We start from the raw sequence: 21,462 nt of genomic DNA, 5'->3' as shown, positions 1-21,462 counted from the left end.
TGGCCCCGGTACTCACGAACCCGCTTCTGCTGCGGACCAATTCCCACCTCGACACCTCCACGATCGAGGTGTTGCAACGATCAGTTGAATCCGGCCAATTTCGCAGCCGAAAGTTCGTGCACGCCTTGGCTCGTCACGGCACGGCCGGATCGATGGGCCGCGTCGGCGCGGCCGGTGACAACGCCGCCATGGAGAGTTTCTTCGCGCTGTTGCAGAAGAATGTCCTCGATCGTCGATCCTGGTGCAGCCGTGAGGAATTGAGAATCGCGATCGTCACGTGGATCGAGCGGACCTGCCACCGCCGCCGACGCCAAGCCGCTCTCGGCCGTTTGACGCCGGTCGAATACGAGACAATCATGACCCCACCGGCCAGTCAGGCCGCGTGACCGAAACTGTCACCTGATCTTGCAGCAGTCCCCAGCATGATGGACCTGCTGGCGCTGGCGTTGATTCTGGCCACCGTGCTGGCGCTGGTGGTGCTCGGCAACGCCACCACGACAGTTTGACCACAGCCGGTTGCGTTGTCGTGCTGAGCTTCCGGGCATGGCGTGGCCACAACGAACACTCCACGCCGGCCAAGAAGTAGCGCTCCATCATTACACTGCCTATATCGCTGCAGGGTCTCCATATGCAACGGAGTCCCTTCCATGTTTATGGCTCCGCCTCCCGACGGGGAGGGGCTAGTTGTTGCGGGTCGTGACGCTGGTGACGTGGGGTGTGGGGTGAGTTGAAAGGGGCGGTTCTTTCGGCGGCAGGATGTGAAGCGCCCACTCACACATCAGCCATAGACCGAAAGAACCGCCGTGTCTCACCGTAATGCCCCGCTCACCGTCGAGGCCACCACCGGCTCGTGCACCGCTGCCGGACCCGCCCGATCGCTCATGTCGCCGCCGAGATGGGCATCTCGCGGCAATGTGCATCGAAGTGGGTGAACCGGTTTCGCCGCTTCGGCGAGTTCGGCCTGCTCGATCGATCCTGCGTGCCGCACTGGTCGCCCACGGCGACCCCGGTCGAGCTCGTCGACCGGATCGAGCAGCTGCGCAGGACCAGGAAGTGGTCGGCACGCAGGATCGCGCCGGAACTGGCTGCCGAGGGCACCGCTGTGTCGGTGCGGACCGTCGGTCGTTACTTGGCCCAGCTCGGGTTGAACCGGCGTTGCTTGCTGGACCCGAACGGCGAACCGAACCGGGCGCCACGCCGCATCATCGCCCGCCGACCGGGACAAGGCAGTCAGGTGAGTGGGTGTCTTCGTCGCCGGTAGTGGGACAGGCGTGCTTGGTGCTGTCGTCGGCGACGCCAGTTCGACCATGCCCACATGTGTCGGGTGCAGCGGATGGTGGGTGGGAGCAGGGCGATGGTGAGGCGTCGGATCTCCGGTAGTGCAAGGCCGATCATGTCTCGATCCCTGGTGGCTTTCCCCTTTTGCCGTCCACCGACATTCGACCCCGACGCGTGTCGGCGGCGCAGCGTCGCCGAGCGATGCTTCAACCGGCTCAAGCAGTTCCGCGACCTGGCCACCCGCTACGCCAAACGCCGCTACGGCCAGGCCGAACTCGCCATTGCCGCGATCATCCTCTGGCTCCGCCACCGAGTTGAATGATGGCCTCTCGTAGACGCGTCTGCTGATTCTCCGATTGTCTAGGGTTGGACAGCAACGTCTCGAGAATATGAATTGCCCGTGCTCGGTCGGTATGGCTCAGCTGCTCGGTCATCTCGCACAGATGATCTGTGATCGTCTGCACCGGTCTCCAGTAGCTCAGTGCCTTGCCGATGCCCTCGTACACGTCGATGACCGCGCTGTTGTCGAACCCCCTGACGATGGCGACAGTTGCGGCCTTCACCCGCCACTTGGGATTCGTCGCTCCGGTTCGCAAGAATGCGATTGGTGCCTTGCCGGTGGTGACGAGGCGTTTGGCGAGTTTGAGACCTGCTTCGCCGAGTTCGTCGTGTCGAGTGGCCATGAATTGCTGTGCCAACTCCCTGAGTCGCGCGGTGTCGCCTTGCTCTGCGGATGCGACTCGCTGCGAGAGCTGGTCAACCGCCATGATTCGAAGGTGCGGTTCCTCGAGGACCGTCGCCGCGAAACCGATCAGCTCGATTGTGTGGACGTCGTTATCCTCTCCAGCCAGTGCAGCGAGAATCCTCGCGCGCGCGGGCGCAGGGCCATCCAAGTGTGCCCGCACGATCGCTTTCAGATGATCAGCGAAAGACGCGGCAAAATCGGCCACTGAGTTGTAGCTGTTGAATCCGCGCCGTTCAGCTTCCAGTCTGGAAAAGAACTCCTCGACTGCCTGAACCTGGGAGTGTGCCTGCATCAGATCGGAGGCATCTGCCGTGGAATCAAGATCGAAAAGTACCGGACCTTCGCGGCGGTATACCAAGACCTCGGGAGTCCCTGATACGCGATGGGCGCGAATTGCGTCCTCATACTCCCATTCGGTCCCGGTGACCGGACGGTTCCCGTCATCTTTGGCGTATTCCGACGGCAAAGGTGTGCCGAGTCGGCTGTGGATGACGACGACCACGACGTCACATTCCGACGGCAGTGGCAATCCGGCCGAGACTGCGGTCTGGGGGTCCACGGTCGCCAGCAAGGGGATCGAGCCGTACGGGCCGTCCCACGCTACGATCTCGAGGGTGACCTTGCCGCGTAGTACCGGGTCGTACGGTATGCGGGCCACTATCTCGAAGATCGCTTGGCGCTCATCTCGCACATCGGATGGCGAGGCGACAAAGATGCGGAAATGCTGAGGCACCGACAGATAGTTGCAGATTCCGGGCTGTCAGCTGACGGCGCAGGGTGTGAAGCGGCTGTGCTGGTGGCGGTGCCTCCGAATCGGCGGGGGCCACGTAGGCCGAACTGGTCGGCACGTTCTGTTCCCCCTGCGGCTGGATGAATGCCTCTCGCGCTAAAAGGTATAAGCCCGTCGCTGGCCGAAGTTGTCGACCAAACTGCGCTCGACTGTGTCTTCGCGACGCTTCCCGCCGTCTTTGCGCCTACGTGCAGAGCCAGGAGGTGGCGGGGCGTCCGCCTGTGGGCAGTCGAGAACATAGTTCGACGACGCCCCTAAGAGAGTCAAGGCATCTAGACGTCCGGTGAGGTTGTGGCGTGCGCCAAAAAGCCCCTCTGACCTGCCTATTCGAACGGCTTGGGTGCAACCAGGTGGCGATGTCTCATCGGTACACCTTTCCGTGGTTGTCCTAGCTGGAACAAGGCCGCCAGATCAATGTGAGTGTTCAGGTGTTGAATGCGGTGGCGCGGACTTTGTCGTTGGATGTGGCGGAGAAGGCGCATTTGTATCGGTTGGCGGATGTGCCGACGGTGCCTTCGGTGGATTCGGGATCGGCGTTGCCGGAGGAGTTGCAGGTGATCTTGGATCATTTGGAGCCGTTACCGGGGGTGGTGTTGAGTGCCAGGTATGACGTGTTGGCGCACAACTCCTCGTACGAGGCGTTGTGCCCGGGATTGCTGGTGGGGGAGCGGAATGTGGCGCGTCGCGTCTTCCTGACCCCGGAGTGCTGCAACGCCTACCGCCATAATTGGGATGATCTGCGGCGGATGGTGGGGTATCTGCGGGGCGCGTATGCGAAGAACTTGGGGGACCCGCAGTGGGAGGAGTTCATCGCGGAGTTGTGTGGGGAGAGTGAGAGTTTCGCGTCGTTGTGGGCGTTGAATGATGTGGCGGTGCCGGTGAGTCGGACGAAGGCGGTGCGGAATTTGGCGGTGGGGGAGTTGGAGATGTTTTTGACGAGTATGTCGTTGCCGTCGGTGCCGAATGCGTGGATGCAGGTGTATACGCCGGTCGATGAGGTGGCGTGGGGGAAGTTGCGGGCGTTGTTGGCGATGAGTCCGGAGGAGCGGGCGCGTCCGTGGGCGGAGCATCGGGAGATGTATCACGCTGCAGTGGGATGAGTTTTGCAGCTCATGCAGTGTCGTGGGCGATGATCTCCTTGCGTGGGCGTCCGGAGTCGTTCCAGGATCTCCGAGAAGACGGGAGTCAGCGGGGCTGGGAATGGCCCGAATGGAAATGTATGCGCTCGATCCGGTATTCGGAACGGTCATTCAGCCCAGATTCCCCGTTGATCGAGCGTGTCCACGACGAAATCGGCGCCGTCCGCGATATGGGTTTCGGCGAGCGCGCGCGCCCTGTGGGTATCCCGTCGCTCCAGCGCGGCTACCAGCTCGGCGTGTTCGGATGCTGTGGTCGCCGCGTCGGATTCCAGCGAGGCGTAGAAGCTGTTGGGCAGCTGGTGCACGATCCCCGCCAGCAGGCGTGCCAGGCGATCCGAGCCGGCGAGAAGGTTCACGGCGCGGTGGAATTCGTGGCCGAGCGCGATGATGCGCGCGGTGTCGCCCGCGTCGCTCGCCGCGACGGATGCGGCGATCAGGGTTCGCAGGAGTACGAGATCGTGTGGGGTCGCCGTTTGCGCGGCGCGGGCCGCCAGTTCGCCGGCCAACTTGCTCTGCGCCCAGAACAGGTCCCGCACGTCCTGGCGGCTGAAGGCGGCGACGACGAACCCCCGCCGCGGCACCAGCGTGACGAAACCCTCGCTGCTGAGCGTCAAGAGACCCTCGCGTACGGGCGTCACGCTGACGCCGACTGCCTCGGCGATGGGTTCCATCCGCAGGAAGTCGCCCGGCCGCATGGCGCCGGACATGATCTGCTCGCGTACGTGAGCGGCGACCCGGTCGGGCAGTTGCTGATGACGGCGCTGCGGCGGTGGCTGGCTCCGGGATGTCATCGCCTCACCCGGTGATCAGGACGACCGTCTCGGCCACACACACCGGCTTGGCCGCTCCGGCATCGAGGACGTACCGTGCGGTCACGGCGGTGCCCGCGGTGGTCTCGGAGACCTCGGTGACGGTCGCGGTGGCGCGGATCTCCGACCCGGCCGCCAGCACGGCCGGGAAGCGAACCTTGTTCACCCCGTAGTTGACTCGTGCCGTGCCGAAGCCGAATTCCAGCAGCTCCTGCCGGAAGTGCGAGATCAGCGACAGCGTCAGGTAGCCGTGCGCCACGGTGGTGCCGTAGGGGCCGCGGGCGGCGCGGTCGGGGTCGACGTGGATCCACTGCCGGTCGCCGGTCGCCTCGGCGAAGGCATCGATGCGCGTCTGGTCGACGAGCAGCGGGGCGCTCGGGCCGATCGGCTCTCCGATCGCCGCGCGCAGGTCCTCGACCGAGGTGAACATCCGGGTCACGTGTCGCTCCTGTCGGTGGTGACGATGTCGACGGTCGCGTTCGGTACTGCGGATTCTCCACGCGGACCGAACAATTCGAGCGCGATGCCGTCGGGGACGGTGGTGGCCAGCAGTCGTGCCGGTTCTCCGCAGAACAGCGGCGCGCGGCCACGATGACGCAGTTCCCGGACCGGCTCACCGGCCATGAGCCGGTGAACCTCTGCCAGGGCCAGCGCCTGCAGCGGACCGTGCACGACCAGACCGGGGTAGCCTTCGACGCCGGTCGCGTAGGGCCAGTCGTAGTGGATGCGGTGAGCGTTGGCTGTCGCGGCCGAGAACCGGGCCAGCAGACTGGGATCTGTGCGCAGGGCCCATTCGGTGCCGGAGATCCGGGTCAGCGGAGTGCCGGGTTCGGGTGAGTCGGGGAGCGCGGCGGGCTTGTCCGGCCGCGGCGCGGCCTCCCGGTAGATCAGGTTCTGCTGCTCCTCGACCGCGAGTTCGCCTGCGGCGGTGAACAACCGGATGACCACGTCCACCACGACGAGTGCGCCCGAACGGCCGTTCTTCTCGGTCACCGACACCACTTCGGCTTCGCGGCGCACGGTCTCGCCGACGGTCAGCGGCGCGTGGAATCGCACTTCGCCTCCGGCGAACATCCGCCGGGGGAGCGCGACCGGCGGCAGGAACGATCCACGGCGTGGATGCCCGTCGGGGCCGAGGACCCCGGACGCGGCCCAGCGCGGAAGCGCCACCCAGTGCCATAGCGGCGGCAACTGCTCACCCGGCGCCGGGGCGGGCAGTCCGTCGTCGAACAGCGCCGCCAGTGCCGCGACGGGCGCGGGGTCGAGCAGTTCCTCGGTGGTCTCGAGGTGCGGCTGCCAGGTGCTCACATGAACCGCCCGCCGGTCACCTCGAGCACGGTGCCGGTCATGTAGGAGGACAGATCCGAGGCGAGAAACAGAGCAACCGAGGCGATCTCCTCCACCTCGCCTGCGCGGCCCAGCGGGATCTCGGCCATTTTCTGGTCCCACACCTTCGCCGGCATGGCCTCGGTCATCGCGGTACGGATCAGGCCCGGCTGGATCGCGTTGACCCGCACGCCCAGATGCGCCAGCTCTTTGGCCGCCGCCTTGGACAGGCCGACGATGCCCGCTTTCGCCGCGGAGTAGTTGGTCTGGCCCGGCAGGCCGATCTTGCCCGAGAGCGAGGACATGTTGACGATGGCGCCGCTGCCACGCTCGCGCATGACCGCACCGGCGAGGCGGGTGCCGTTCCAGGTGCCCTTGAGATGGACGTTGATGACCTGGTCGAACTGGTCCTCGGTCATCTTGCGCATGGTGGCGTCGCGGGTGATGCCTGCGTTGTTGATCATGACGTCGACGGGGGAGAAGGACTCCGCGGCCGCGTCGAGCAGCGCCTGCACGTCCTCGGCCACGGTGACGTCGCAGCGCACGCCCCGCGCCGCCTCGGGGCCGCCGAGCTTCGCCGCGGCGGCTTCGGCGGCCGCGCCGTCGATGTCACCGATGACGACGCGCGCGCCCTCGCTGACGAAGCGCTCGGCGATGGCGTAGCCGATGCCCTGGGCGGCGCCGGTGACGACGGCGGTCTTGCCCGCCAGGAGTGGTCCGGTCATTTGGTGTCCTCGGTATCGAAGGGGAGTCGGTCGAGCAGGTCGAGGATGCGGTGGGCGCGATCGACGACGGGCTTGTCGACCATCGCGCCGTCGACGACGGCCACGCCCGCGCTGTCCGTTGTCGCCGCCAGAATCGCGCGCGCCCAGGCGATATCGGCCTCGGTGGGACGGAAGGCGGCAGTCACAGGGGGTAGCTGCCGGGGATGGATACAAAGCTTTCCCGCGAAGCCGAGGCGACGGCCGTAGGCGGCGTCGTCGGTGAGCAGGTCGGCGTCGTCGACGGCGGCGGTTACCCCGTCGATCGGGCCCGGCAGTCCCGCCGCGGCCGACGCCAGGACCAGCAACTGTCTGGTTCCGGCCAGTGCCTCGCGGTCGGTGGGGTCGACGACGAGTTCGGCTGCCAGATCGAAGGTGCCCACCGCCAGCCGATGCACACCGGGTGTCGCCGCGATCTGTCTGGCGTCGAGCACACCGGCCGCGGTCTCGATGAGGGCGATGAGCGGGGTGCCGTCAGTCCGGCTGACCGCACCGTCGTAGGCCGCTGACGCGGCGCGGGTGCGGTTCGGGTCCGATCGGCTCGCGTCCGCGCCGAGGGCTGCGACCACCGAGCCGATCGAGCCGGCGTCGGCCTTGGGCAGCATCACCGCGCAATCGAGCGGTGCCAAGGCTTCGAGGTCGGCGGCGTGCCATGCGGTTCCGGCGGCATTGATGCGCACCGCGCACACATTGCCCGCCTCGACCCACTCGGCGGCGGCGGCGCGCGCGGCGTCCTTCGCGTCGGGGGCGACGGCGTCCTCCAGATCGAGCACCACCAGTCCCGCGCCGGCCGCGGCGGCCTTGTCGAAGCGCTCGGGACGATCGGCGGGGACGAACAGCAGCGTGGAGGCGGATCGGACGTGATCGAGCGTCGCGGGTCCCGGTGGAGCGCCGGTCGGCGCCGTATGGTCGCGCGGCCCGGTCCTCACCGTGCTCATGCGCGCTTCTTCGCTTCGCGCACGAGCCCTCCGCCGATGATCAGGCGCTGGATCTCGCTGGTGCCCTCGTAGAGGCGCAGCAGGCGGACATCGCGGTAGATGTGCTCGACGGTGACCTCGCGCATGTAGCCGCTGCCGCCGTGGATCTGGACGCCGTTGTCGGCGGCGCGGCCGACCATCTCGGTGCAGAAGAGCTTGGCCACCGAGGGCGCGATCCGGCGGTCCTCGCCGGAGACGTATTTGGCCGCGGCGTCGCGGACCAGCGCGCGGCCGGCCATGACACCGGTCTGGATATCGGCGATCATGGCCTGGACCAGCTGGAAGTCACCGATGGGCGTGCCGCCCTGGGTGACGGTGGCGGCATAGGCGACCGACTCGTCGAGGACCCGCTGGGCGGTGCCGACGGCCAGCGCGGCGATGTGCACGCGCCCGCGCGAGAGCGAGGCCATGGCGGCCTTGTAGCCGACGTCTTCGGCGCCGCCGACCAGAGCGTCGGCCGGAACGCGGACGTTGTCGAAGGTGACGTCGGCGGTCCAGGCGCCCTCCTGACCCATCTTGGCGTCCTTGGGCCCGACGATCACCCCGGCGGTGTCGGCCGGAACGAGGAATACCGCGATGCCCGGGTCGCCGGGGGTGGCCTCGCGGGTGCGCGCGAAGGTGACGAACAGATTCGCCAGGGGCGCGTTGGTGATGAAGCGTTTCTGGCCGTCGATTACCCAGTCGTCCCCGTCGCGGCGGGCCCGGGTGCGCAGGCCGGCCGGGTTGGATCCCGCACCGGGCTCGGTGAGCGCGAAGGAGGCCAGCACCTCGCCGGTGGCGATGCGCTCGAGCCACTGCTTGCGCTGCTCGTCGGTGCCGAAGTTGACCAGCACCTGACCGGCGATCCCGTTGTTGGTGCCCCACAGCGAGCGCAGCGCCAGGCTGGTGTAGCCGAACTCCATCGCCAGCTCGACGTCCTGGGTCAGATCCGCGCCGAGGCCGCCCCACTGCTGGGGGATGGCGTAGCCGAAAAGTCCCATCTCCGCGGCCGCGCGGCGGATGTCGTCGGGGATGGCGTTGGTCTCGATGATCTCGGCTTCCCGCGGCACCACCTTGGTACGGATGAACGTGCGCACGTGCGCCAGGATCGGTTCGAAATCCTCTGCGCTGAGTTCGGGCACCCGCGACTCCTTTCGTCATTTCCAATATAATATATGATCGTATAGCATACGATCCCGTGGTGAGGCGGAATCCGACAACCCGCCTGTCGGTCGCATTGGATACATAATATATTCAGCATGGATGCGCGCCACCTCACCTGGACGGCGGATCGGCCGCACGTATCGCGAAAGGACACGACATGCCGGGCTTGTACTTCGAGGAACTCGAACCCGGGCTGGTCATCGATCACCCCACCCGCCGGACGGTCACCGAGGCCGACAACACCCTGTTCAGTGTCATGACCCTGAACCTGGCGCCGCTGCACCTGGACGCGGAGTACTCGAAGAAATCGATCTACGGTCAGCGCCTGGTGAACAGTCTGTTCATCCTGGGCTTGGTCTCGGGCATCACCGTCCCGGAGACCACCCAGGGCACCACCCTGGGCAACCTGGGCTTCGAGCAGATCAAGTTTCCCAAGCCGGTCTTCCACGGCGACACCATCCACGTGCAGACCAAGATCGAGGCCCGCCGGGAGTCCAAGAGCCGCGACGACTCCGGCATCGTGACCTTCCGCCACCTTGGCATCAACCAGCGCGACGAGATCGTCTGCGACGCCGTGCGCGTCGGTCTGATGCTCAAGCGCCCGGCCGAGCAGGCCTGAGAGGGAGTCCACCATGACCGACGACCAGCCGGCCTGGGTGCCCAGTGACGAGGCCCGCGAACGCAGCCGCCTGCTGGCGGCGATGCGCTCGTGGGGGCTGGACACCGATGCCACCGCGGTGACCGAACTCAACCGGCGTGCCATCGCCGACCCCGAATGGTTCTGGCGGGCGGCGGTAGCGGATCTCGAGGTCGAGTTCACCATGGCTTTCGAGCGGGTGCTCGACGAATCCGGCGGCACGCCGTTCCCCCGGTGGTTCCCCGGCGGACGCGTCAACGTCGCGCAGCTGACCGCGCACCGGCACGCGCGCGGGCCCGCCGCGGACCGGCTCGCGGTGGTCTACGAAGGCGACGAAGGCGCGCGCCGCACCTTGACCTTCGGCGAACTGGACACCGAGGTGCGCCGGTTCGCGGCGAACCTGGCCGCCCGTGGCGTGCGCCGCGGCGACCGGGTGCTGCTGTTCATGCCGGTGGTGCCCGAGGCGGCCGTGGCGTTCCTGGCCATCGCCATGCTCGGCGCGATCTCCGTGCCCACCTTCAGCGGCTACGCTCCCGACGCGCTGGCCACGCGCCTGCAGGACTCCGAGGCCGTGGTCGTGGTGACCGCCGACGGCACCACCCGGCGCGGAAAGACCGTGCCGCTCAAGGTCACTCTCGATGAGGCCCTGACTACCGCGCCTGCGGTGCGCTCGGTGGTGGTCGTGCGGCATCTGGGTTCGGACGTGCCGATGCGGGCCGGACGCGATGTCTACTACGACGAACTCGACCCGGCGCCCGCGCCGGTGGAGACCGCGCCCACCGAGGCGAACGATCCGCTGACCGTCGTCTACACCTCCGGCACCACCGGCCGCCCGAAGGGCATCGTGCATTCGCACGGCGGTTTCGCGGTGAAGACGGCGGTGGACTTCGGCTACGGCTTCGACGTGCACGCCGGGGACGTGGTCTCCTGGATCACCGATCTGGGCTGGCTGGTCGGGCCCATGCTGATGACCGGCCCGCTGCAGCTGGGCGCCACGATCGTCATGATCGAGGGCCTTCCGGTGCACCCCACGCCGAATCGCATGTGGGAGATCATCGATCGCAACGGGGTCACCGTCGCAGGCATCGCGCCCACCGCGGCGCGGGCGCTCAAGGCCGCGGGCGAACCGGTCACCCAGTCGCTGGAAACGTTGCGCGCCTTCGTCTCCACCGGCGAAGCCTGGGACGAGCCGACCTGGTGGTGGCTGTTCGAGGAGATCGGCGGGAAGAAGAAGCCGATCGTCAACTACAGCGGTGGCACCGAAGTCGGCGGCGGCCTGCTCATCGGCTACCCGTTCCTGCCCGCCGCGGCGGCCGCGTTCAACGGCGCCCTGCCGGGTGTGGACGCCGCGGTGTTCGGCGAGGACGGCGCACCGGTGACCGGCGAGATCGGGGAACTGGTGGTGCGCAACACCTTCCCTGGCATGACGCACGCCTTCTGGCAGGACCGCGAGCGCTACCTCGACACCTATTGGAATCGCTGGGACGGCGTCTGGGTGCACGGCGATCTCGCGAGCGTCGACGAGGCGGGCATGTGGCGCATCCACGGCCGGTCCGACGACACGCTCAAACTGTCCGGACGCCGGGTCGGTCCCGCCGAGATCGAGGCGGCGCTGCTGCGTGACAACCGGATCGCCGAGGTCGCCGTCATCGGCGTGCCCGACGAGCAGCGCGGCCAGCGCGCGGTCGCTTTCGCGGTGCTGCGCGCCGCCGGCGAGGCACCCGCCGACCTGCAGGAGACCGCCACCGCCAACGCGGGCCGCTCGTTCTCCCCGGCGGTACACGTCGTCACCACGCTGCCGAAGACCAAGAACGGCAAGATCATGCGCCGCGCCATCCGCGCGCGCTTCCTCGGGGCGCCCATCGGCGACATGTCCGCCCTCGACCCCACCACTCCCCTCGACGCGATCCCCGTGTCCGTGGGCGACGAACAGGAGTAGTCCATGACGACCACCCCCGACACCGACGACAAGGTCGAGGTCGTCCGCCAGGCCACCCGCGAGCTGGCCCGCAAGTTCGACAACGACTACTGGCTCGACAAAGACCGCAAGCACGAATACCCCTGGGATTTCGTCAAAGCCTTCGCCGCGGGCGGCTGGCTGGGCGCGATGATCCCGGAGGAGTACGGCGGCATCGGCCTCGGCCTCGAGGAAGCCGCGGTCATGATGGCCGAGATCTCGGCCTCCGGCGCCGGCATGAGCGGCGGCTCGGCCATTCACTTCTATGTCTTCCCGCCCGCCCCGGTCGTGAAGTACGGCTCGGAGCAGATGAAGCGGGAATACCTGCCCAAGCTCGCCTCCGGCGAACTGCTCATGGCCTTCGGCGTCACCGAACCCACCGCCGGTGTGGACACCTCGCGCATCAAGACCAAGGCGACCAAGGTCGACGGCGGCTGGATCGTCAACGGGCAGAAAGTGTTCATCACCAACGCCCAGAACGCGCAGAAGATTTTGCTGCTGGCCCGCACCTCGCCGCGGCGCGAGGACAAGCCGCTGTGGGGCATGTCGCTGTTCCTGGCCGACATGGACCGCTCCAAGATCACCGTCCGCGAGATCGACAAGCTCGGGCGCGCCGCCATCGACACCAACGAGCTGTTCATCGACAATCTGGAAGTGTCCGACGACCGCCTCGTCGGTGAGGTCGACAAGGGCTTCTACTACCTGCTCGACGGGCTGAACCCCGAGCGCATCGTGGTCGGCATGGAGGGCATCGGCCTCGGCCGCGCCGCCCTCGAGATCGGCAGCGAATACGCCAAGAGCCGGGTCGTGTTCGACCGGCCGATCGGCCGGAACCAGGCCGTGGCGCATCCGCTGGCCGACTCCTGGATCCGCTTGGAGGCGGCCGAGGGAATGGCGTTGCGGGCGGCGAAACTCTTCGACGCGGGCCTGCCGTGCGGCCCCGAGGCCGCCGCGGCCAAGTACCTGGGCGCCGAGGCCGGGTTCGAGGCCTGTGACCGGGCGTTCTCCACCCTGGGTGGGTACGCCTACGCCAAGGAGTATCACATCGAGCGGCTGTGGCGGGAGGTGCGCCTGCTGCGTAACGCGCCGTTCTCCCAGGAGATGGTGCGCAACTACATCTCCCAGCAGGTTCTGGGCCTGCCCCGGTCGTACTAAGAGGAGCCGAACCGATGACGGGACCACTGGCGGGAGTGCGGGTCGTCGTGCTGGCGGGCATGGGCCCGGTGCCCTATGTGTCGATGCTGCTGGCCGACATGGGCGCCGACGTCGTGCGCGTCGTGCGGCCGCCGCACCGCTCCGCGCGGGCCCTGAGCCAGACCGACGGTCTCAGCGAGCAGACCGACGTCGTCAACCGCGGCGTCGGCTCGGTGGCCGTCGATCTCAAGGATCCGCAGGGACGCGAAGCCGTTCTGCGCCTCGCTTCTTCGGCCGACGTGTTCGTCGAGGGCTACCGCCCCGGCGTCACCGAACGGCTCGGGCTCGGCCCGGACGACGCGCTGGCCCGCAACCCCCGCCTGGTCTACGTCCGGCTCACCGGCTACGGCCAGACCGGGCCGCGCGCTCACGACGCCGGACACGACATCAACTATGTCGCCCAGTCCGGCGCCCTGCACGCGCTCGCCTCCGCCGGTGGCGCACCGCGGCCGCCGATCAATCTGCTCGGCGACTACGCCGGTGGTGGGGCGATCGGCGCGTTCGGGATCGCCTGCGCGCTGGTCGAGGCCACGCGCACGGGCCGGGGACAGGTGATCGACGCGGCGATGGTTGACGGTGTGGCGGTACTGACGGCCAAACTGCAGGGGCTGCGGGCGGCGGGGCTGTACTCCGACGAACCGGGCACCAACTTCCTGGACTCCGGAGCGCCGTTCTACGACACCTACCTGTGCGCCGACGGCCGTTACCTGGCCGTCGGCGCCCTCGAACCGGATTTCTACGCCGAGTTCGTCAGCCGTCTGGGTGTCGACAGCGCCGACTGGCCCGAGCAGGACGATCGCGCGCAGTGGCCGCGGCTGCGTGCGCTCATCGCCGAGGCGGTGGCCCGGCGCACCCGCGACGAGTGGGCGCGGATCTACCGGGGCACCGACGCCTGCGTCTCACCGGTGCTCACCTTCGACGAAGCCGCCGCCGACCCGCACAACGTGGAACGTGGTGTGTACACCCGGGTTTCGGGAGTTCTGCACCCGGCGCCCGCGCCGCGGTTCAGCGGGACGCCGACCCGCGCGCCCACTGTCCCGCCAGCGGGTCCGGATGACATCGCCGACATCCACGCCCGGTGGGAGACCGCCGCCACTCGCACCGACGCCGTGTCGGTCGGAGAATGAGAGGACAACAGTGACCGGTTACGAGGAATTCTCGGCGCTCCGGGTCGACCGCCCGGCGGAGGGTGTGCTGCGCATCGTGCTCGACGGACCGAACCTGAACGCGGTGGGCGCCGAAGCACATCGGCACCTGGCCGACATCTGGCCGGTCGTCGCGCTCGACGAATCCGTGCGCGCGGTGTTGATCCGCGGTGCGGGTGACCGGGCATTCTCCGCGGGCGGCAGCTTCGACCTGATCGACGACATGATCGGCGACTACGCCTCCCGCACCCGCGTCATGCGCGAAGCACGCGACCTGGTGCGCAACATCATCGAGGTGCCCCAGCCGATCATCTCCGCCATCAACGGCCCCGCGGTCGGCGCGGGTCTGGTGGCCGCGCTGCTGGCCGACATCTCGATCGCGGGCCGCAAGGCCAAGATCGTCGACGGGCACGTGCGCCTCGGTGTCGCCGCCGGTGATCACGCTGCCATCTGCTGGCCGCTGCTGACCTCCATGGCCAAGGCCAAGTACCACCTGCTCACCAACGAAGTGCTCACCGGAGAGGAAGCCGAGCGCATCGGCATGGTCTCGCTGTGTGTGGACGACGATCAGGTGCAGGACAAGGCTTTCGAGGTCGCGCAGAAGCTCGCCGCGGGGTCGCGCGCCGGTCTGCAGGGCACCAAGATGGCGCTCAACGGCTGGTACCGCCAGGCCATGCCGATCTTCGACGCGTCGCTGGGCCTGGAGTTCTACAACTTCGCCGGCCCCGATGTGATCGAGGGCGTCACCTCCCACCGGGAGAAGCGGGAGCCGAAGTTCTCATGAGCACTCCACGCGCGCACGGCCCACTGGCCGGTGTCACGGTGATCGGCCTCGAACAGGCCATCGCCGCCCCGCTGTGCACCCGCCACCTCGCCGACCTCGGCGCCCGCGTGATCAAGGTCGAACAGCCCGGCTACGGCGATTCGACCCGGCACTACGACACTGTCGTCGGCGGTCTGTCGGCGCATTTCACCTGGCTCAACCACGGCAAGGAATCCGCAGCCCTCGACCTGCGCGCTCCCGCCGACCTGGCCGTGCTGGAGAGCATGCTCGGCGTGGCCGACGTGCTGGTCAGCAATCTGGGTCCAGGTGCGCTGGACCGCCTCGGCCTCGGCGTGGACGAGTTGACCGCACGTTTCCCGCGCCTGATCGTGGTCGACATCTCCGGTTACGGTCGCGGCGGTCCCCTCGACCACAAGCGCGCCTACGACTTGCTGATCCAGGCCGAAGCGGGCTCGTGCTCGATCACCGGCACCCCGGGCCGCCCCGCCAAACCGGGAATTCCGGTGGCCGATATCGGAACCGCCCTCTACGCGTATTCGGCGGTCCTGGCCGCGCTCTACGACCGCGAGCACACCGGCCATGGCTCGGTGGTGCCGGTCGCGATGCTCGACGTGGTCTCGGAGATGATGGGCTTCGCGCTCAACCAGGTGCTGCACGCGGGCACCGAACCGGAGCCGGTCGGCATGGGCTCGCCGATGATCGCCCCCTACGGCGCCTACGCGACCGCCGACGGGCAGACCGCCGTGCTCGGTACCACCAGCGATCGCGAATGGCTGCGCCTCACCGATCTCATGGACACCCCGGAACTCGCCGCCGACCCGCGCTACGCGCACAACGACGACCGGGTCCGGCATCGCGACGAGCTGGACGCGATCGTCGGGCGGTGGTGCGCCCAGCGCACGCTCGCCGACATCCAATCCGCCGCCGACGCCGCCGGGATCGGCAACGCGCGCCTCAACGGGGTTCGCGAGCTCGCCGATCATCCTCAGCTGCGCGAACGCGGCCGCTGGCGTGAGGTCGGAACCCCGTCCGGCCCGGTGCCCGCGCTGCTGCCGCCGGGCCTGGCCCGGGACTGGCCCGCTGTGCACGGCGCCGTCCCCGCTCTCGGCGCGCACACCGAGGCGCTGCGGGCCGAATTCGCGCCTGTCGCGGGCACTTCCGCCGTCGCGCAACCATGACGCGCGAACTGAACCGAACCGAAAGAAGTGGTGACCGACGATGAGTCTCACAGCCGATGAACAGCAGATGGTCGACTTGGTCGCCGAATTCGTGGACCAGCGGGTGTCCGGGCGCGTCCGCGAGTTCGACGAGAACGACATCTATCCCGAGGAATTCATCGAGGAGATGAAGAAGCTGGGCTTCTTCGGCCTGCTCGCACCCGCCGACTACGGCGGCGTCGACGTTAGCACCGCCTGTTTCGCCCGCGTCACCGAGGAACTCGCCCGCGGCTGGATGAGCCTGGCAGGCGCCATCGGCGGCCACTCGGTGATCACCTACCTCATCAAGACCTTCGGCACCCAGGAGCAGAAGGACCGCTATCTGCCGAAGATGGCCGAGGGCGCCATCCGCGCCACCATGGCGCTGACCGAACCCGGTGGCGGGTCGGACCTGCAGGCCATGCGCACCACCGCCACCCGCGACGGGGAATCCTGGTCGATCACCGGATCCAAGACCTGGATCTCCAATGCCGCACACTCGGGCCTCATCGGGCTGCTGTGCGTCACCGACCGCGACGCGAAGCCCGCGCACAAGGGGATGAGTGTGATCCTGGTGGAACCAGGACCGGGATTGACCGTCTCGAAGAAGCTCCCCAAGCTCGGCTACCGCGGCGTCGAAGCGTGCGAGCTGGTGTTCGAAGGCTGCCGGGTCGGTGACGACGCGATCCTCGGCGGTGTGCCGAACCAGGGCTGGGCGCACATGATGCGCGGCCTCGAGGTCGGCCGCATCCAGGTCGCCTCCCGCGCGCTGGGCGTCGGGCAGGCCGCCTTGGAAGCCGCCGTGCGCTACGCCCAGGAACGGCAGTCCTTCGGCAAGCCGATCTGGAAACATCAGTCGATCGGCAACCTGCTGGCCGACATGGCCACCAAGCAGCGTGCCGCCCGCCTGCTCACCCTCGATGCCGCCGAGAAGCTCGACCGTGGCGAACGCGCCGACATGGAGGCGGGCATGGCCAAGCTCTATGCCTCCGAGACCGCCATGCAGATCGCTCTGGACGCCATCCGTGTGCACGGCGGCTACGGCTACTCCAAGGAGTACGACGTCGAGCGTTACTTCCGGGACGCGCCGCTGATGATCGTCGGTGAGGGCACCAACGAGATCCAGCGCAATGTCATCGCCGCACAGTTGATCGCCCGCAACGCGATCTGACCCGAATCGGAGTTTCCGACAATGACTTCCAGTCTCCGCCGTGCCGCGCTGGTCGCACCGTCCCGCACCGCGGTCGGCACCTTCGGTGGCGCGCTTCGTGACGTCCCGGTCGAGGATCTGGGCGCTACCGTGGTGAACGCCGTCGTCGAACGGTCCGGAGTCGACCCCGAACGCATCGATGACGTGGTGTTCGCCCAGTCCTACGCCAGCTCGGAGGTGCCCTGTGTCGGCCGGTGGCTGGCACTGCACGCCGGTCTGCCGATCGGCGTGCCCGGCATGCAGCTCGACCGCCGCTGTGGTGGCGGCCTGCAAGCCCTGGTCACCTCGGCGATGATGGTGCAGACCGGCGCCGCCGACGTCGTGCTCGCGGGTGGTGTCGAATCGATGAGCCGCATCGAGTACTACTCGACCGCCACCCGCTGGGGCGCCCGCGCGGGCACCGTCCAGCTGTTCGACCGGCTCGACCGGGGTCGTGAGCGGTCCCAGCCCGAAGGCCGGTTCGGCAGGATCTCCGGGATGATCGAGACCGCCGAGAACCTCGCCGAGGACTACAACCTGATGCGCGAGGAAGCCGACGCCTATGCCGCCCGCAGCCACCAGCGCGCCGCCGCGGCCTGGGCCGAGGGCTTTTTCACCGACGAGGTCGTGCCGGTGCGAGTCCCGCAGCGCAAGGGCGACCCGGTCGTCTTCGCCACCGACGAGGGCATCCGGGCCGATTCGACCCCGCAGTCGCTGGCGAAACTGCGCACCATCACCCCCGGCGGCACCGTGACCGCAGGCAACTCCAGCCAGCAGAACGACGCCGCGGCGGGCATGCTCGTGGTCGCCGAGGACCAGCTCGACGTGCTGGGCCTCGAACCGATCGGCTATCTGACCGGTTGGGCGGCCGCCGGCTGCGACCCCTCCCGCATGGGCATCGGGCCGGTGCCCGCCGTGGCGAAACTGGCCGCGCGGCAGGGCTCCGACACCGTGTCGCTGCTCGACACCATGGACCTGGTCGAGCTGAACGAGGCGTTCGCGGTCCAAGTGCTGGCGGTGCTGGAGGGCTGGGGCTGGCGTGAGCACGACAAGCTCAACGTCAACGGCTCCGGCATCTCCCTGGGACACCCGATCGGCGCCACGGGCGCCCGCATGGTGACCACCCTGCTGCACGAGCTGAAACGGCGTGGCGGCGGCCGTGGCCTGGCCACCATGTGCATCGGTGGCGGGCAGGGGCTCGCCGCCACCTTCGAGACTGCCTGAAAGACCCACTCGGGTAAGACGAGCCGGGCCCCGGTCGATCGAACAGGTCGGCCGGGGCCCGACTCCGTGGTAAGGCAGAGCTTTCGGAATCCGGACACAGCAACGGGCCGGGACGGACACGATCGAAGTCCGACTCCCCCTCGGGTACTTCGATCGCCGGTTCTCCGTCCCGGCCCGGCCGGGACGCCGTGTCCGGGATGACGGCAGACCCCGGATACGGCGCCGGTTCTAGGGACGCAGCAGGGCTGCGAATTCGGCGACCGGCAGATCCGGGTCGCTCGCGGTGATCGACTTCAGCAGGGCCTCGCTGCGCTCGGTGCCCATGGCGACCGAAGTCAGATCACGGAACTTGGCGTCGAGGTCGTCGGCCGACATCGGGTTCTCGGCGGTGCCGAGGGGATTGTCGACGAAGACGTGCTCGCGGGAGCCGTCGTCGTAGGTGGCGGTGATGTCGGCGATCCAGCGGCCGGGATAGGCGGCGTCGAGCTCGGTGTCGACCTCGATGCGCACCCGGCGGGCCATCTCGGCCACCGCGCTGTCCGGACCCAGGTCCAGCGCACCGGACAGGTAGTCGTGGTGGACGCGGAAACCGTTGCCGTGCCCGGTGATCGCGAGCGCGAACTGGAACGGCAGGCTGTATTGCAGGTGCTCGATGATCCGCGGGGCGTAGGCGTTGGCGTTCTGGTTGCCGATGATCACATCGCCGCCGGACTGGATGCCGAGCCGGATGGCGGTCACCGCACCGGCTTTCGCCGCCAGCTGCCGGGCGCCGTCGATGTAGGCGTGGTTGATACCGCAGCAGCAGTAGGGCTTGATCCAGAGCCGGGTGATCTCGAACGGGGCGTCCGGCGCGAACAGCTGCGCGGCGTTCTCGGCCACCGGCCGCCCGACGTAGCTGCGGTAGAAGCCCTTCCGGCCGGTGAGGAAGGTGGTGGGACCGGTGATCCCGGCCGCCGCCATCTCCGCGGCGCGGATGCCGTTGCGGGTGCCGATGCCGGCGTGCAGGCGCTTGACCGAACCGCCCGAGGAGGTGTACTCGGTGGTGCCCGCGCTGTGGCTCATCGCGATCGACAAGGCGTGCACGGTTGTCTCGGCGTCGAATCCACGCATCTTGGCCACGACCGCCGCGGCGCCGAACGCCGACAGCAGTCCGTGCGGATGGAAACCGCGCTCCAGAAGTTCCGGCGCGGCCAGGATGCCGATGCGCGTGTAAACCTCGTAACCGGCCACGATACCGGTGATCACCTCGCGCAGGGTCGCTCCCATTTCCTCGCCGACCGCCAGCGCGGCCGAAACAACCGTGCTGCCGGGATGACTGGAGCTAGAGCGGTGCGCGTCGTCGTATTCGAAGCCGTGCCCATAAGTGGCATTGACGAACGCGGCGTCGGCGGCGCTCATCGTGTGCGCGGAGCCGGTGACGTGCGCCGCGCCGGGCGCGTGCGAGGCCAGGGTCAGCTCGAGTACGGCCCGGCTCCACGGCAGTGCCGCGCAGCCGATCTGCACCGCCAGTTGGTCCTGCATCAGCCGCCGGGCTCCGTCGAGCGCCGCGGCGGGAATCGAGTCGTAGTCCAGCTCGGTGACCAGCCGGGCGACGGCGGACTCGAGCGGGGGAGTGGTCGACATGGGTAACCTTTCGCGTGGGATCAGCCGAGCGTGTCCAGCAGCGCCGGGGGCAGGCCGTAGGACTTCGGTTCCACGTAGGCGTCGAAGCCCTCCAGGCCGGCTTCACGGCCGATGCCGCTGTTCTTGAAACCGCCGATGGGGGCGAAGAATCCGGCCGGGGTGCCGTTGATTTCGACGGTTCCGGTCCGGATGCGGCGGGCCACCGACAGGGCGCGCGCCGGGTCGGCGGCGAACACCGATCCGTTGAGGCCGTAGGGCGAGTTGTCGGCGATGGCGATCGCTTCGTCCTCGGTGTCGAAGGTGTGCACGGTCAATACCGGGCCGAACACCTCCTCCTGGGCGATGCGGGCGTCGGGGTCGACATCGGCGAACACGGTCGGCTGTACATACCAGCCGCGTTCCAGCCCGTCGGGGCGCCCGCCGCCGACCAGGATCTCGGTGCCTTCGGCCTTCGCCGCGGCCACGAAATACTCGACACGTTCGCGCTGCGCGGCGCTGACCAGCGGGCCGATCTCGGTGGCCGGATCGAACGGATCACCCACCGGCATCGAGCCGATCATGTCGCGCAGCCGGTCGTAGAGATCGTCGCGCAGCGAGCGGGCGACCACGATGCGGGTCTTGTTGCTGCACACCTGTCCGCTGTTGCGCAGGGACAGGGCTCGGATGACCGGCACCACGGCGTCCAGATCGGCGTCATCGAGCAGCACCGCGGCGGACTTGCCGCCCAGCTCCAGGGTCACCCGGCGCAGATCCTGCCCGCAGATCGCGGCGATTCGGCGGCCCGCCGCGGTGGACCCGGTGAAGGAGACCTTGTCCACGCCCGGATGCCGGACCAAGTGCTCGCTGACCTCGCGACCGGCCACCACCACGTTCAGCACGCCGTCGGGCAGACCGGCCTCGGCGAAGATCTCCGCCAGCAGGTAGGCCGACAGCGCGGTCTCCGGCGACGGCTTGAGGATCGCGGTGCAACCGGCCAGCAGCGCGGGCGCGAGCTTGATGATCGCGATCTGCAGCGGCGCGTTCCACGGAACGATCGCGGCGACCACGCCGACCGGCTCTCTGGTGACCAAGGCGTTGCCGGTCACGGAGCGACGGACATCGCTCCACGAGTACCGCGGGGCGAGCTCGAGGAAGGCGTCGAGCAGCATCCGCGTGCCCATCGACTGCATCCGCGTGGACAGAGTGATCGGGCACCCCATTTCGGCGCTGATGAGCCGGGCGACCTCGTCCTGGCGAGCGGCCAGTGCCTCGCTCACCCGGGTGAGCACCGCGATGCGCTCACTCAGGTCCGAGCGCGGCCACGGACCGGAGTCGAAGGCGGTCCTGGCGGCGGCGACAGCGGCATCGATGTCGGCGACCGAACCCTCGGCGACCCGGGCCAGCACCTCCTCGGTGGCCGGCGAGACCACAGCGAACCGGTCCTCGGTCGCGGGGGTCACCCATGCGCCGCCGATGAACACCTTGTCGTACTGCCCCTGCCGGACGTCCGTCGGCACAGTCATGGGTAGCTCCTCGCTCACGATCGCGGCGTTCCCGGTGCGGTGT

Annotated in this window: 20 protein-coding genes and 1 pseudogene; 12 read left to right on the top strand and 9 right to left on the bottom strand. The window is 68.4% G+C overall.

Going from position 1 to position 21,462, the window contains the following annotated elements:
- The 3 genes and pseudogenes from ACIHAX_RS31090 to ACIHAX_RS31080 all read left to right on the top strand — a co-directional run.
- Positions 1-386, top strand: a 386-nt coding sequence (locus ACIHAX_RS31090) for an integrase core domain-containing protein (protein WP_397281203.1), incomplete at its 5' end; no start/stop codon positions are given.
- A gap of 417 nt (positions 387-803) precedes the next feature.
- Positions 804-1,222, top strand: a pseudogene (locus tag ACIHAX_RS31085) (helix-turn-helix domain-containing protein); the annotation flags it as partial.
- A gap of 171 nt (positions 1,223-1,393) precedes the next feature.
- The gene (locus ACIHAX_RS31080; RefSeq protein ID WP_397281201.1) at positions 1,394-1,600 is read left to right on the top strand and encodes a hypothetical protein; all 207 of its coding nucleotides are present in this window, start codon (positions 1,394-1,396) and stop codon (positions 1,598-1,600) included.
- On the opposite strand, the gene ACIHAX_RS31075 is transcribed toward ACIHAX_RS31080, so the two are convergent.
- Positions 1,569-2,756: a DUF4062 domain-containing protein gene (locus tag ACIHAX_RS31075; RefSeq protein WP_397281199.1), complete on the bottom strand. Its 1,188-nt coding sequence runs from the start codon at positions 2,754-2,756 to the stop codon at positions 1,569-1,571. The two genes, ACIHAX_RS31080 and ACIHAX_RS31075, sit on opposite strands and share 32 nt — an antisense overlap.
- Positions 2,757-3,253: 497 nt before the next feature.
- Here ACIHAX_RS31075 and ACIHAX_RS31070 point away from each other — a divergent pair, with 497 nt between their 5' ends.
- Entirely contained in the window at positions 3,254-3,913 is a 660-nt protein-coding gene (locus tag ACIHAX_RS31070) for a transcriptional regulator (protein WP_397281197.1), read from the top strand.
- A gap of 146 nt (positions 3,914-4,059) precedes the next feature.
- Here the strand turns inward: ACIHAX_RS31070 and ACIHAX_RS31065 are convergent, their stop codons facing one another.
- The 6 genes from ACIHAX_RS31065 to ACIHAX_RS31040 are packed head-to-tail and all read right to left on the bottom strand — an operon-like array spanning position 4,060 to position 8,946.
- Positions 4,060-4,743 (bottom strand): GntR family transcriptional regulator, encoded by a 684-nt coding sequence (locus ACIHAX_RS31065; RefSeq protein ID WP_195042913.1) that lies wholly within the window; start codon positions 4,741-4,743, stop codon positions 4,060-4,062.
- Between the two features lie 4 nt (positions 4,744-4,747).
- Complete coding sequence (locus ACIHAX_RS31060) at positions 4,748-5,191, bottom strand: MaoC family dehydratase (protein ID WP_397281212.1); 444 nt, start codon at positions 5,189-5,191, stop codon at positions 4,748-4,750.
- Between the two features lie 5 nt (positions 5,192-5,196).
- Positions 5,197-6,069, bottom strand: a complete 873-nt coding sequence (locus ACIHAX_RS31055) for a MaoC family dehydratase N-terminal domain-containing protein (RefSeq protein ID WP_397281195.1) — start codon at positions 6,067-6,069, stop codon at positions 5,197-5,199.
- Positions 6,066-6,812: a 3-oxoacyl-ACP reductase FabG gene (gene fabG, locus ACIHAX_RS31050; protein WP_397281193.1), complete on the bottom strand. Its 747-nt coding sequence runs from the start codon at positions 6,810-6,812 to the stop codon at positions 6,066-6,068. The genes ACIHAX_RS31055 and fabG overlap by 4 nt, the downstream gene beginning before the upstream one ends.
- Positions 6,809-7,786 (bottom strand): HpcH/HpaI aldolase/citrate lyase family protein, encoded by a 978-nt coding sequence (locus ACIHAX_RS31045; protein WP_397281191.1) that lies wholly within the window; start codon positions 7,784-7,786, stop codon positions 6,809-6,811. Before ACIHAX_RS31045 ends, fabG begins: the two co-directional genes overlap by 4 nt.
- The gene (locus tag ACIHAX_RS31040; protein ID WP_397281189.1) at positions 7,783-8,946 is read right to left on the bottom strand and encodes an acyl-CoA dehydrogenase family protein; all 1,164 of its coding nucleotides are present in this window, start codon (positions 8,944-8,946) and stop codon (positions 7,783-7,785) included. The genes ACIHAX_RS31045 and ACIHAX_RS31040 overlap by 4 nt, the downstream gene beginning before the upstream one ends.
- A 179-nt stretch (positions 8,947-9,125) precedes the next feature.
- Between ACIHAX_RS31040 and ACIHAX_RS31035 the strand changes: the two genes are divergently transcribed.
- The 8 genes from ACIHAX_RS31035 to ACIHAX_RS31000 are packed head-to-tail and all read left to right on the top strand — an operon-like array spanning position 9,126 to position 18,294.
- Positions 9,126-9,587: a MaoC family dehydratase gene (locus ACIHAX_RS31035; protein ID WP_067810351.1), complete on the top strand. Its 462-nt coding sequence runs from the start codon at positions 9,126-9,128 to the stop codon at positions 9,585-9,587.
- A 13-nt stretch (positions 9,588-9,600) separates the two neighbouring features.
- Positions 9,601-11,544, top strand: a complete 1,944-nt coding sequence (locus tag ACIHAX_RS31030) for an AMP-binding protein (RefSeq protein WP_397281186.1) — start codon at positions 9,601-9,603, stop codon at positions 11,542-11,544.
- Positions 11,545-11,547: 3 nt separating this feature from the next.
- A complete protein-coding gene (locus ACIHAX_RS31025; RefSeq protein WP_067810348.1) occupies positions 11,548-12,717 on the top strand; it encodes an acyl-CoA dehydrogenase family protein in 1,170 nt (389 codons plus the stop codon).
- 14 nt (positions 12,718-12,731) lie between these two features.
- Positions 12,732-13,883 (top strand): CaiB/BaiF CoA-transferase family protein, encoded by a 1,152-nt coding sequence (locus ACIHAX_RS31020; RefSeq protein WP_364428070.1) that lies wholly within the window; start codon positions 12,732-12,734, stop codon positions 13,881-13,883.
- A gap of 10 nt (positions 13,884-13,893) precedes the next feature.
- The gene (locus ACIHAX_RS31015) at positions 13,894-14,685 is read left to right on the top strand and encodes an enoyl-CoA hydratase/isomerase family protein (protein ID WP_067810345.1); all 792 of its coding nucleotides are present in this window, start codon (positions 13,894-13,896) and stop codon (positions 14,683-14,685) included.
- On the top strand, positions 14,682-15,863 hold the full coding sequence (locus ACIHAX_RS31010) for a CaiB/BaiF CoA transferase family protein (protein WP_397281183.1): 1,182 nt from the start codon (positions 14,682-14,684) through the stop codon (positions 15,861-15,863). The genes ACIHAX_RS31015 and ACIHAX_RS31010 overlap by 4 nt, the downstream gene beginning before the upstream one ends.
- A gap of 40 nt (positions 15,864-15,903) precedes the next feature.
- Positions 15,904-17,052 carry an acyl-CoA dehydrogenase family protein gene (locus ACIHAX_RS31005; RefSeq protein WP_397281181.1) on the top strand — a complete coding sequence of 383 codons (1,149 nt, stop codon included), beginning with the start codon at positions 15,904-15,906 and terminating at the stop codon, positions 17,050-17,052.
- Positions 17,053-17,073: 21 nt separating this feature from the next.
- Complete coding sequence (locus tag ACIHAX_RS31000; RefSeq protein ID WP_397281179.1) at positions 17,074-18,294, top strand: acetyl-CoA C-acetyltransferase; 1,221 nt, start codon at positions 17,074-17,076, stop codon at positions 18,292-18,294.
- A gap of 228 nt (positions 18,295-18,522) precedes the next feature.
- Here ACIHAX_RS31000 and ACIHAX_RS30995 read toward each other — a convergent pair whose 3' ends face one another.
- Together ACIHAX_RS30995 and ACIHAX_RS30990 are read right to left on the bottom strand one after the other, a co-directional pair.
- Entirely contained in the window at positions 18,523-19,917 is a 1,395-nt protein-coding gene (locus tag ACIHAX_RS30995) for an MmgE/PrpD family protein (protein ID WP_364428059.1), read from the bottom strand.
- A gap of 20 nt (positions 19,918-19,937) precedes the next feature.
- A complete protein-coding gene (locus ACIHAX_RS30990; protein ID WP_397281177.1) occupies positions 19,938-21,419 on the bottom strand; it encodes an aldehyde dehydrogenase in 1,482 nt (493 codons plus the stop codon).
- Positions 21,420-21,462: the final 43 nt, after the last annotated feature.

The organism is Nocardia sp. NPDC051929, from assembly GCF_044548645.1.
Classification (GTDB): Bacteria; Actinomycetota; Actinomycetes; order Mycobacteriales; family Mycobacteriaceae; genus Nocardia; species Nocardia sichangensis.
Note: the sequence above shows the minus strand (reverse complement) of the source record. Positions and strands in the feature narration are given on the sequence as shown.